The sequence below is a fragment of the Limnochordia bacterium genome (genome assembly GCA_023230925.1).
Taxonomy (GTDB): Bacteria; Bacillota; Limnochordia; order DUMW01; family DUMW01; genus JALNWK01.
This window is the reverse complement of sequence record JALNWK010000067.1, coordinates 1-12,204: the sequence shown is the minus strand read 5'-3', so window position 1 is coordinate 12,204 and position 12,204 is coordinate 1. Positions and strand designations below refer to the sequence as shown.

Sequence of the window (12,204 nt, the reverse complement as noted above, 5' to 3'; positions counted from 1 at the left end):
TACGATATCCTTCCATCCTATTGGTCAACGCTACAAAACAACCACGAACCATCCTCCAATATCTATGCCTCAGTCTCAAATAATGTACGCGCTAACCGTCTCATTTATTGTGGTATCTAACACTATTAGATGATGCAACGAAAGAGTATTGTATTTGTGTTTGCGAGCACGGCTTCTTAATGGGGACATGCCTTGTGTGGGATGTGATGGCGCTGGATTTTCCTGAGACTAGCTAGGGTTATGAAGCCTAAGAATGTGATATAATATATACTCAAGTGGTATTGCTCGGTTTGTTACGGAGGGGTATTGTGCGAAAGATTATTGAGAGTAAGTTGCTTCCCTATGTGAGTAAGCCTGCTAGATACATGGGCGGTGAATACAACGCAGTGCAGAAAACATGGCAGCCGGACATGGTAAAAGTGGTTCTGGCATTCCCAGATGTGTATGATATTGGGATGGCCCATCTGGGCCTACAGATTCTCTATTGGCGGATCAATGAGTGTGAGGATGCATTATGTGAGCGAACCTATATGCCCTGGATGGATATGTACCAACTAATGATTAAGGAAGGAGTTCCTCTTTATAGTCTAGAGAGCTTTCATCCAATTGCCGACTTTGATGTGTTAGGGTTTACCCTTCAGTACGAACTAAGCTATACGAATATCCTGCATATGTTAAAGCGAAGCGGGATTCCCCTACGTAGCAAAGACAGAACTAACCAAGAAGCGTTAGTAGTCGGAGGAGGTCCCTGTGCCTTCAATCCTGAACCTATCGCAGATTTCTTTGATGTGTTTGTGATTGGTGATGGAGAGGAAGCGATAGTTGATCTTGTAGATTTGGTCCGTCGGGCGAAGGACCAAGGCTGGACAAGACAGGAGACCTTAGAGCAGGCTGCCACAATCCCCGGGTTTTACATTCCCTCTTTTTATGATGTCACTTACTATCCGTCTGGGCAAATAGCAGGTATTGCACCTAACAATTCGCATGCACTGACAAGGGTGCAGAAACGAGTAGTTGCGGATCTAGACCAGGCCTTCTTTCCGAGGAATGCGATTGTTCCCTGGATTGAACCGGTCCACGATCGGGTGATGGTTGAGGTGATGCGGGGCTGTGGTCGGGGATGTCGCTTTTGCCAGGCAGGTTTTGTCTATCGGCCTCCCAGGGAGAGGGATCCATTGCTTCTAAGGGAGCAAGCGTTGGATTTAATCCGGGGTACAGGTCACGAGGAAGTTGCCCTTACTTCCCTAAGTAGCGGGGACTACAGTCAGATCGCTCCCCTGGTGAAGTCCTTGATGGAAGACTTGGGGGAAAGCCGGGTATCGGTGGCATTGCCGTCCCTGCGGGTTGACTCTTTTTCTGTGGGGTTAGCTAGTGAGATTCAGAAGGTGCGTAAGACAGGCCTGACCTTTGCGATGGAAGCCGGAACTGAACGCTTGCGGAAGGTGATCAACAAGCAGGTAACCGAGGAGGATCTACTAGCCGCGGTGGCAGCAGCCTTCGATGCGGGCTGGTTTTCCATCAAACTGTATTTTATGCTAGGCCTTCCCACAGAGGGGGAAGAAGATCTGGCAGGTATTGTGGACATTGTCAAGCGGGTTAGGAAGCTAGGACACGAGAGACTTGGCAGGCAGGCAGGAAAGCTAAGGATAGCAGTTAGCGTTGCCACCTTTGTCCCCAAGGCCCATACTCCCTTTGAGTTTTGTGCTCAGGATCAGCCGGCGGTGATCTTAGACAAGCAGCGCTACCTTAAGGAGAACCTGGGTATCAAAGGTGTTAAGTTAAGCTGCCATAATGTCGAGCAAAGTGTGCTTGAGGCTGTCTTTGCCCGGGGAGATCGACGATTGTCTTCGGTTTTGGAACAAGCGGTGACTTTGGGATGCTTGTTCGACGGTTGGGATGAGTACTTCAATTATGGATTATGGGAGCAGGCCTTTGGGGATTGTGGACTGGATATGTCGTTTTATGCAAACCGTTCCCGGGATTTTGATGAGGTCAATCCTTGGGATCACATTGACAGCGGAGTGAGTAAGGGGTTCTTGATCGAGGAATACAAAACGGCCCTTAAAGTCGCACATAGTCCAGGCTGCCGGGACAGGTGTCTTAGATGCGGCGTATGTCAAGAACTGCCCGCTACCATGAGGCTAGTGAAAGGGTCTGCGGAAAAGTAAAGGATAGGATAGAATGGATATTAGACTGAAGTTTGCAGTGAAGGCCCCGATCCGCCACATTTCCCACCTGGATTTACTGCGGGCGCTGACCCGTGCTTTACGCCGGGCACAGGTACCCGTAGCGTTTAGTGAAGGTTTCAATCCCCATATGTTATTGTCCTTTGGCCCGCCCTTAAGTGTAGGTTTTTGCAGTCTCAGTGAGTATGTTGATCTGCGATTAGCAGAGGATATGGTTCCCGATGACCTAGTCGAAGCACTAAACGGGCAGCTGCCAAAAGGTCTTAGGGTTATTTCCGCCAAGGAGAAAGCAGGCGGTACTTCATTAATGGCGGCGATCAATGTAGCGGACTATGCCCTGTTCTATTTGCCCGATGTTCCCGATGAAGTAAAGGAGCAGTTGGATCAGGCTATGTCTTGTCTAATGGAGAAAAGTCGGCTTTCTGTAACAAGACAGACAAAATCAAGGATTAGGGAAGTGGACCTTCGCCCAGGGATTTTTGATATACATTTGCTTTCTAATACCGCCGTATCGGAGCTGGAGTCAATGATGGACAGTCCTGTGGAGCTAGGAACAGGATGGTTCATTAGAGTAGAGATTGGAAGCCAAATAAACGTACGCCCCGGGGAGATTATTCAATTGGCCGGGGCTAGAGTGGGGGATTTTTTGGTATGTCGTGTGGGACTTTTCATAAAACAGGACGGCAAGCTGCGGTGTCCTCTAACGTATGCGAGCCTAGAAGCGTGCTAGAGGGAGTTGACCAAGTTGATCAAGGAAGTGATCGTGAATGCTGAAGCCGGTCAGACTAGGGCTGCGGTCAAGGAAGATCAAGTTCTAGTTGAACTATATATTGAACGGACTAACGATAAGAGGATTGCCGGGAATATATATAAAGGAAGAGTGGAAAATGTGTTGCCCGGGATGCAGGCTGCTTTTGTGAATATTGGGCTGGAGCGGAATGCGTTCTTATATGTAGATGATGCGGTGGACTACAAAAACGGAGACGACGATGGTGAATACTATGCTGCCCAGTGCTCCAGTGGAAAGACTATTAACGAAATATTGCGACCAAACCAAGAGATTATTGTGCAGGTCACTAAAGAACCAGTGGGGACTAAGGGGGCCCGGGTAGTTACTCAGCTGACCATTCCCGGCAGATACCTAGTCTTGATGCCGACGGTAGATCATATTGGGGTATCTAGAAGAATTGATGATGCCGCGGAGCGGGAGCGGCTGCGTAAGGTGGGTTCGAGTCTTAAACCCCAAGGGATCGGATTGATTGTGCGTACAGCCGCAGCGGGAAAGAATGAAGAGGATCTAAAGGCGGACCGCGATTTTCTCTTGCGGGTATGGAGTACGATACAAGCTGACGGAAAAAGGCACAGTCCCCCAGCCCTGCTATATCGAGACTATGACTTGATTTATCGTTTGGTGCGGGATGTGTTTACCCAGGATATTAGTCGTTTTATTGTGGATTCGAAACAGGAATACCAAAAGATCCTAGATCTTTTGGATTCCCTATCCCCGGCATTGAAGAACCGGGTGTTCTACTTTGGGGAAAAGACGCCAATTTTTGAAGCCTTTGGGATTGAATCGGAGATCAACAAGCTTGTTAAGCGGAAAGTCTGGTTGGATTGTGGGGGGTACTTGATTATCGATGATACCGAGGCCTTGATTAGTATTGATGTGAACACGGGCAAATTCATTGGTTCTACGAATCTTGCGGATACTGTGCTGAAGACTAACCTGGAGGCTGCTACCGAGATTGCCAGGCAACTGCGACTGCGTAATATTGGTGGGATCGTGATTATCGACTTCATAGATATGGATAGCAAAGCCGATGAGCAGAAGGTCTTAGAACGGTTGGAGCAAGAGTTTGCCAAGGACAAGACCAAAGTTCACGTCCTTGGGTTTACGAACCTGGGCTTGGTGGAGTTAACACGTAAGAAGGTGTATCAGGATCTTGGTGAAACCCTGTTTACTGCGTGCCCCTACTGTGGCGGAGCAGGACATGTCTTTTCTGAGACTTCCATTGCTCTACAGGTGGAGCGCCAGGTGCGGCATACCGCTGGGGTAATGGAGGGTGAAGCAATTTTCGTGCAGGTGCATCCCCACGTAGCCTCCCTTCTGATCGGAAGCGGCGGCTCGAACCTGCGGCGCCTTGAAGAGGAAACTGGCAAGTACATCTATGTTAAAGGGTGCGATGAGTTGCGGGTGGATGAGACCAGTGTTATTGCCGCCAGCACCCGTCAACAGGCTGAAACTATGGCATTACCGGTTAGCGAGGGCCAGATCATCGAGATTGAGGTAGAGGAGCCCCACATTAGTAATCCTAAGGATGGGATTGCCCGTATAGAAGGCTATGTACTTGATATCCAAGGGGCAGGACAGCATGTTGGGCGCAAATTGCAGGTGCAGATTACCAAAGTTTTTCGTACCTATGCCAAGGGTAAAGTTATCGATGAGCGAGTCAGCTAAGCCCTTGACCATGCTATGTTCATGTGATAGAATCTTTCCGTAGGTGATTTAAGGTGCTCCTTCAATCACTGAAGCCGCTCGGGATGGGTTTTAAAGGTTTGGCCTACCTGATTCCGGCGAGCCTGTCGGCTGTATGGTCGACGTTAAAGGGGGGTGCAAAGCCCATGCGATATGCAGTGGTTCAAACCGGTGGGAAGCAGTACCGGGTATCTGAAGGACAAGAGCTCTTTGTGGAGAAGTTAGGTGCCGAAGAGGGCACGACGGTTGAACTTGAGGATGTTCTTTTGGTGGTGGAAGACGGCAAAGTTAATACTGGTAATCCCTTTGTGGATGGGGCCAAGGTGGTAGCCACAGTAGTGAAGAATGGCAAGTCACCGAAGGTTGTGGTCTTCAAGTACAAACCAAAGAAGAACTACCGGCGGAAGTATGGACACCGACAGCCTTACACGAAGCTGCGGATTGAACAGATAGTTGGCTGATTTATGGTTACCATAGATATGCTTAAGGATTCTGCGGGTGACCTTATTGGGTTTGATGCCAAGGGGCATAGTGGTTATGAGGAGAGGGGCCGCGATATTGTCTGTGCTGCAGTCTCTGTCCTAACATTAACCACGGCCAAGGGTTTAATTGAACATGTGGGGCTGAATCCCACGATACAGCAAGGGCCTGGACGGTTGCTTTGTCGAATAGATAATTATGCGGAATTATCCAAGGAGATGAGACACAACGCCAGCTTGCTGTTAAAGACGATGCTAACGGGACTTGAACAGATAGTGTGCCAGTATCCCGATTTTGTGCGATTGAATTAGAAGGGAGGCATGATGCAAATGCTATATTTTGATCTACAACTTTTTGCTACGAAAAAGGGAGTCGGTAGTAGCCGTAATGGACGGGACAGTGAGTCCAAAAGGCTGGGTCTAAAACGACATGATGGACAGTTTGTGATTGCTGGTAGCATCCTAGTCCGGCAGCGGGGTACTAAGTTTAAGGCTGGGGATAATGTTGGGCTAGGCAGAGATCATACCTTGTTTGCGAAGGTTGACGGATATGTTTCTTATGATGCCAAAGGACGTAATGGTAAATTCGTCAGCGTTGAGCCTGAGGTACTCGAGCCCGCGGTTGCAGTGGGTGTTATTGAAGGGTAGTAAAGCGATGCTAGTTTAAGAGCCTTCTTCTGTTGATAGTACGGGGGAGGGCTCTTTTTTCTTCTTATTGCCTTTCGTTTGGAATCTTGGTATCATTTGGGTGACTAAAGATAGTGTCTGTTTGAGGGTTAATCTAGCGGGTTACTGTCCCTTTCATATGGTCCTGGTAAGCAGGGTATGATACGATTAAGATAGAGGCAAGAAGCCTACTATCCACAGGGGTTAGATATTCCCCTGTCAGGCCAGAACCTTACTGCGCCTACGGTACCGAGTTAGGAAGTGGAAACAGATGTTTATTGATGAAGTACAGATATCAGTTGAGGGCGGCCATGGTGGTAACGGGGCAGCGAGTTTTCGCAGGGAGAAGTATATACCCGCTGGGGGTCCTGACGGTGGTGATGGCGGTAACGGTGGAGATGTATTTCTTGTTGCCGATCAAAATCTAAATACGTTAGTTGATTTACGCTATAAAAAGCTTTACCGGGCTCAGGATGGCGAAAAAGGCGCAGGCGCGAGACGGTTTGGCAAAAACGGTGAGGATCTCATTGTCTTTGTGCCTGTGGGTACCTTAGTATATGATGAACGTAACCGGCTTCTAGGTGATCTAGTCCGACATAACCAACGTCTGTTAGTGGCATCAGGTGGCCGGGGTGGCCGGGGGAATGCGCGTTTTGCTACTCCGCAAAGACAAGCCCCTGCCTTTGCGGAAAAGGGTGAAAAGGGAGATCGGGTGGAACTGCGGCTGGAGCTCAAACTCCTAGCAGATGTGGGCCTTATTGGGTATCCCAATGTGGGCAAATCCACTTTGATTTCGGCGATCTCCAATGCAAAGCCGAAAATAGCCGATTACCATTTTACCACCTTGGTGCCTAATCTTGGCGTAGTGTCCATTGAGCCTGGTAAGAGCTTCGTTGTTGCAGACTTACCAGGGCTGATTGAAGGTGCGGCTGAAGGAGTGGGCCTGGGGCACCGGTTCTTGAAACATGCGGAACGAACAAGACTTCTTGTGCATCTGGTGGACCTGTCGGGAAGTGAAGGCAGAGACCCGGCCATGGACGTTCTGACGATTAACCGAGAGCTTGCGGCCTATGATCCGGCTTTGGCCGAGTTGCCCCAGATCCTATGTGCCAACAAAACGGATCTGTTAGGTGATCGGTTAGAAAAAACCCTAGATGAGTTTATCAGGGAACTTGATGGGGCCGAGGTACTGGCCATATCTGCAGTGACAGGCCAAGGTGTGGAGCAGTTGAAGTACCGGATCTTCGAAGAGCTCCAAGGACTAAAATCCCAAGAGGAGGAATCTCTCCCCAAAGATATTTATGTGCACCGTCCTAGACCGTCCCGGCCCTCCCTTGAGGAATTTAGTGTGGTCAAAGAAGATGGCGTCTACGTTGTGCAAGGTGCGGGGATTGATCACTTTCTTGCCAGGGTTGATCTTGAAAACCCCGATGCCTTAAGGTATTTTAGTAGACGGCTGGAACGGGCCGGGGTGATTAATGCCTTGAGGGATGCTGGTGTGGCCAATGGTGATACGGTTAGAATTGGGGAATTTGAGTTTGATTACGTAGAGTAGGCTGTTTTTTGGGGGAAGGAAAGTTATGGCACGGATTGTGGTTAAAGTGGGGACGAGCACCCTTACCCATGCCAATGGAAGATTGAATTTCTTGCAGATGGAACGGCTTGTCCGGCAAGTCTCTGACCTAAGTAATATGGAGCATGAAGTGGTTTTAGTTAGTTCCGGGGCAGTGGGGGCGGGAGTCAGTAAACTTGGTTTGAAAAAACGTCCCGACTCTGTTTCTGAGAAACAGGCGGTAGCCGCTGTGGGACAGGGACTGCTGATGCAGGTGTACGAAAAACTCTTCAGTGAGTATGGACAGACTACAGCCCAGGTGCTTTTAACACGGGCGGATCTAATGCAGCGAGAAAGGTATTTGAACGCCCGACACGCGCTGCAAAAACTATTAGATTTCCGCGTGATTCCGGTGATTAACGAGAATGATACTGTCGCGGTGGATGAGCTTTGCTTTGGGGACAATGATCGGTTGTCCGCCCTTGTGGCGGCGTTAGTCGATGCGGACATGTTGATTATCCTATCCGATGTTGATGGCCTGTATTCCAAGGACCCCAACAAGTATGCCGATGCTAGGATTGTGCCTGAGGTGACCTGTATTGATGAAAGACTGCTACAAGCAGCGGGAGACAGTATTAGTGGGGTGGGAACCGGAGGAATGATCACAAAGCTACAGGCTGCACAAACCGCAATGGCATGCGGAATTACCACTTATCTTACCAATGGGAAAATTGAAGATGTGATCCGCAGAATTGTTGCCGGAGAGGAAATCGGTACCCGATTTGTGCCGCAGAAGCAAAAGATTATGGGTAAGAAACGTTGGTTGGCTTTTTATCAGAAGCCCCAAGGAAGGATTAAGATTGACCCTGGCGCCCAGCAGGCCTTAGTTGTACACGGTAAGTCTCTGCTACCCAGTGGAGTTATCGGTGTGGAAGGTGAGTTTTCCCAGGGAGACCTAGTACTTGTTGTGGATGAGACGGGTAATGAAGTGGGTCGGGGACTGGTGAATTACCATGGGGAAGAAGTTGCCAAGATCATGGGTCTACGGACAGATCAGTTGAGCAAGGTCTTGGAACATGCCTACTACGATGAAGTGATTCATCGAGATAACTTGGTTATTGTGCCGGGCGTAAATGCCAATAAACCATCATAGGAGGGGGTTGCCGGCTTTGGCGGAAAACAGACTTAATGTGGGGATATTCGGTCTTGGAACAGTGGGTACCGGAGTTGCCCGGCTATTGCTAAACCAAAGGGAGCTGTTAAGGGCTCGTACGGGAATCGATTATCGACTAAAGGCCGCTGTAGATGTCCGTTGGGGGCACCATGATCTTGATCTATCTGCTGTGGTGTGTAGTGAGGATCCCGCTGTGATCATAGATGATCCAGAGATTAGGGTAGTGGTTGAGACCATTGGTGGGACGGAGATTGCCTATGATCTGGTACAAAGGGCGATTTGTGCCGGGAAACATGTGGTAACTGCGAACAAGGCCTTGATTGCCACCAAAGGACGGGAACTATTCAAACTGGCCAGAGAGCACCATGTAGACCTATTATTTGAAGCAAGTGTTGGCGGCGGCATCCCGATCATTAAAGGCCTTAAAGAGGGTTTAGTAGGAAATAGGATCATCAGCATGGAAGGTATTCTTAATGGTACTTCGAACTATGTGCTGACCAAAATGTATCAAGACGGCATGGAATTCGATGAAGCATTAAGACAAGCACAGGTAAAAGGGTTTGCCGAAGCAGATCCCACTTTGGATATTAGTGGTTATGACGCTGCACATAAACTGGCTATTTTAGCATCTATTGTCTCCTCTGCAGTTGTGGATTTCGATCGGATCCCTGTAGAGGGGATTGCTGATATTACTAAGCTAGATATTGATTTTGCCCGGAGTTTTGGCTACGTGATTAAATTGCTGGCAATATTTAAGGATACGGATAGCGGGTTGGATCTGCGGGTACATCCGACCTTGGTTCCAGGCAGCCATCTTCTCGCTTCGGTGAATAACGAACTCAATGCCATTTCGGTTACCGGGGATTTTGTCGGAAACACCGCTTTTTATGGACCGGGCGCCGGGCAACTACCCACTGCCAGTGCAGTAGTTAGCGACATCGTGGATCTATCCAAGGACCTACTGCTTAGGAACGGGGTTGGTTTCTGCAACCGTACGATTGACCCCTGCGACTCTCCGCGCCTAGCACCCTTAGGGGAGATTTCCAATCGCTTTTATATCAGGTTCTTTGCCTATGATGCGCCGGGAATTCTGGCTCAGGTGGGATCCATTTTTGGAAAGTTTGGCATTAGTATTGCTTCGGTGCTGCAAATGGAGATTCATGGAAAAGACAACTACGTTCCCTTGGTGATCTTGACACACCAGGCCAAAGAAGCGGCAATGAATGAAGCCATTGAGGAAATAGCCGCACAGAGTTTTGTCTGGGGCAAGCCTTTGTGCCTACGACTGCACCGGTAATTAGAAAGGGGCATTATATTCGTGGTAAACAGCTTCTTGCTGCAGCGAGCTAAAAGAAAAACAAAGATTGTGTGTACCCTCGGACCGGCTTCCGAGGACTACGAGATAATTTATGATCTGGTTCGGTATGGTATGAACGTAGCCCGACTAAACCTGTCCCACGGCACCCATGATGAACACAGAAAAAGGGTTGAGAACGTGCGCCGTGCGGCTAGTGAACTCGATGTACATATCGGTGTTATGTTTGATATCCAAGGTCCCAAGATCCGCACCGGTGAAGTGAAAGAGCCGATTATCCTGGGAAAGGGTCAGACCTTTCGCCTGACCCCGGAACCGATTGTTGGGGATAGTAGACGTGTATCAGTGCTTTATCCTTCCCTTCTTACCGATGTAACACCAGGCACAGTGGTTTTCATTGATGATGGAATGATTGAACTTGTAGTGCAGGAGATCAGTGAAGGTGAGCTAGTCTGCTCTGTTACGACCGGCGGGATCCTAAAAAGCAGACAGGGTGTAAGCCTACAGGGGATCCGCATTGACCTGCCCTCTCTTACCGAGAAAGATATTGAAGATATCCGTTTTGCCTGTGAGCTTAACGTGGATTTTATTGCCCTTTCCTTTACCCGGCGGGCGGAGGATGCACTGGCGGTAAAAAGGCTTTTGGATAGTCTCGAAGGGGACATTGATGTCATTGCCAAGATCGAGAACATGCAGGGTATTGAGAATATCGGGGAGATTATCGATGCTGCTGATGGTATTATGGTCGCGCGGGGTGATATGGGTATCGAATTACCTACTGAGGAGGTTCCCCTCCTACAGAAACTGATCATTAGCCGGTGCAATGAGGCGGGGAAGCCAGTGATTACCGCCACCCAAATGCTCGATTCTATGGTGCGAAATCCCCGACCTACCCGGGCTGAGGTTGCTGATGTTGCCAATGCTATTTTCGACGGCACCGATGCGGTGATGCTTTCTGGGGAGACTGCGGTGGGCAAGTATCCCTTGGAAGTGGTGCAGATGATGCGCTCCATTGCTGACCGCGCCGATGTGGCATTGCCCTATAAGGAGATCCTAGATAAACGGGCAGCCCAGACCTCCCTAACTGTTGCCGATGCCATTTGTCATGCTACCTGTGTGACGGCCTATGAGTTGGGATTAAAGGCGATTATTTCTTCCACCCGTTCAGGTAGTACCGCAAGGAAGGTGGCCCGTTTCCGACCCAAGACTCCGATTGTAGCCACAACTCCTTCGGTCAAGGTAGCTAGGAAGCTCTCCCTAGTATGGGGTGTATTCCCCCGTATTGTCGATTTTGCTCAGGATACCGATACTGTCATTGAGCTTAGCGCTCAAAGGACCTGTGAGCTTGGTATTGCCTCAAGGGGCGATCTTGTGGCTGTCACTGCGGGGGTCGGCGGTAGTACACCGGTGGGCACTAATTTTATTAAGGTGCATGAACTAGGGCCGAAGCAAGACTCTGACTTGGTCTAGAAAGTCATGGAGTCTCTCAAATCCAAGACCTACTCCAAACCAGAGGGGGGCGTAGTCGAGCCGGACTGCTCCCCCCAAAGCCGAATAAGATGTACGACTGTAATCCCAAGGACAGATACCAACTGTTACCCTCAAGATTGTGCCTGTGATTGCTTCCACGCCGAAGATGGCACCAACCCAAACCAATCCTCGCAGATACCACGGCAGATGACGAATCCGATCATGAATAGGTTCCAAAACAATTCCTAGTCCGTAAATGGGGAGCATCCACAGATAGGTCCTACCCACCAGTTGCCACTCGCCGCGCAAGAAGGAACCCAAACCAGTCCACACAATTTCCATTGTCCATCCAAGTAGTCCGTAAGTAAAGAATCGATAGCCCATGTGCTTAGTCTGGGACAACCGCCAACCAAACTCCCTGAAAGAAACCGGGTCCTTTGGACAGACTATCCAAAACAGGGCAGCAAGTATGAGTAAGAAGTTTACGGGTCTTACTAGGTGTTCTTAGTAATAGTAAGAGAGATACGCGGATCCTTAGTGATGAGGTAGAGGTAAAAGAAGGGATCGAGCCTCTCGTATGGGGAAATCTTCGAGAATACTTTAACATTTCCCTGCAAGACTTGGAGCTATCGTTGCTGGAGGTGTTGCGCAAGTCACTCGGGATAGCGTTGGAATCATGTCTCAAGACCGTAGATAATGCCATTCACTTGAACCTGAAAAGCTGAAGACTGTCAGCGCGTGCTCAATGATTTGAGCCAAATAGCGTAAACGTCAAAGCTAACCCACATAGCACCAGTTTTGTTGTGGTGGGATAATCGAACCATCATAACTTAGCGAGGTGACTGGTGTGGTGACCCAAGACAAACGTCAGCTTTGGGAAGAACGT

Annotated in this window: 11 protein-coding genes; 10 read left to right on the top strand and 1 reads right to left on the bottom strand. The window is 49.2% G+C overall.

All coding sequences use genetic code 11. From position 1 onward, the window contains the following. Positions 1-365 precede the first annotated feature (365 nt). The 10 genes from M0Q40_11460 to pyk all read left to right on the top strand — a co-directional run bounded on the left by M0Q40_11460 (position 366) and on the right by pyk (position 11,318). Positions 366-2,168 (top strand): TIGR03960 family B12-binding radical SAM protein, encoded by a 1,803-nt coding sequence (locus M0Q40_11460; protein MCK9223214.1) that lies wholly within the window; start codon positions 366-368, stop codon positions 2,166-2,168. A gap of 13 nt (positions 2,169-2,181) precedes the next feature. Continuing rightward, positions 2,182-2,916: a TIGR03936 family radical SAM-associated protein gene (locus M0Q40_11455; protein ID MCK9223213.1), complete on the top strand. Its 735-nt coding sequence runs from the start codon at positions 2,182-2,184 to the stop codon at positions 2,914-2,916. Positions 2,917-2,931: 15 nt separating this feature from the next. Continuing rightward, positions 2,932-4,644 (top strand): Rne/Rng family ribonuclease, encoded by a 1,713-nt coding sequence (locus M0Q40_11450; protein MCK9223212.1) that lies wholly within the window; start codon positions 2,932-2,934, stop codon positions 4,642-4,644. Positions 4,645-4,808: 164 nt separating this feature from the next. Then, positions 4,809-5,123: a 50S ribosomal protein L21 gene (gene rplU, locus M0Q40_11445; GenBank protein MCK9223211.1), complete on the top strand. Its 315-nt coding sequence runs from the start codon at positions 4,809-4,811 to the stop codon at positions 5,121-5,123. A 3-nt stretch (positions 5,124-5,126) separates the two neighbouring features. Further along, complete coding sequence (locus tag M0Q40_11440) at positions 5,127-5,453, top strand: ribosomal-processing cysteine protease Prp (protein ID MCK9223210.1); 327 nt, start codon at positions 5,127-5,129, stop codon at positions 5,451-5,453. A gap of 18 nt (positions 5,454-5,471) precedes the next feature. Then, positions 5,472-5,789: a 50S ribosomal protein L27 gene (gene rpmA / locus M0Q40_11435; GenBank protein ID MCK9223209.1), complete on the top strand. Its 318-nt coding sequence runs from the start codon at positions 5,472-5,474 to the stop codon at positions 5,787-5,789. Positions 5,790-6,078: 289 nt separating this feature from the next. Continuing rightward, the gene (gene obgE, locus M0Q40_11430; protein MCK9223208.1) at positions 6,079-7,362 is read left to right on the top strand and encodes a GTPase ObgE; all 1,284 of its coding nucleotides are present in this window, start codon (positions 6,079-6,081) and stop codon (positions 7,360-7,362) included. Positions 7,363-7,387: 25 nt separating this feature from the next. Continuing rightward, positions 7,388-8,512 (top strand): glutamate 5-kinase, encoded by a 1,125-nt coding sequence (proB, locus tag M0Q40_11425; GenBank protein MCK9223207.1) that lies wholly within the window; start codon positions 7,388-7,390, stop codon positions 8,510-8,512. Between the two features lie 16 nt (positions 8,513-8,528). Beyond that, positions 8,529-9,830 carry a homoserine dehydrogenase gene (locus M0Q40_11420; protein ID MCK9223206.1) on the top strand — a complete coding sequence of 434 codons (1,302 nt, stop codon included), beginning with the start codon at positions 8,529-8,531 and terminating at the stop codon, positions 9,828-9,830. 21 nt (positions 9,831-9,851) lie between these two features. Beyond that, the gene (gene pyk, locus M0Q40_11415; GenBank protein ID MCK9223205.1) at positions 9,852-11,318 is read left to right on the top strand and encodes a pyruvate kinase; all 1,467 of its coding nucleotides are present in this window, start codon (positions 9,852-9,854) and stop codon (positions 11,316-11,318) included. Here the strand turns inward: pyk and M0Q40_11410 are convergent. After that, positions 11,286-11,702, bottom strand: coding sequence for a putative ABC transporter permease (locus M0Q40_11410; protein MCK9223204.1), 417 nt, complete (start codon positions 11,700-11,702; stop codon positions 11,286-11,288). The two genes, pyk and M0Q40_11410, sit on opposite strands and share 33 nt — an antisense overlap. Between the last annotated feature and the right edge of the window lie 502 nt (positions 11,703-12,204).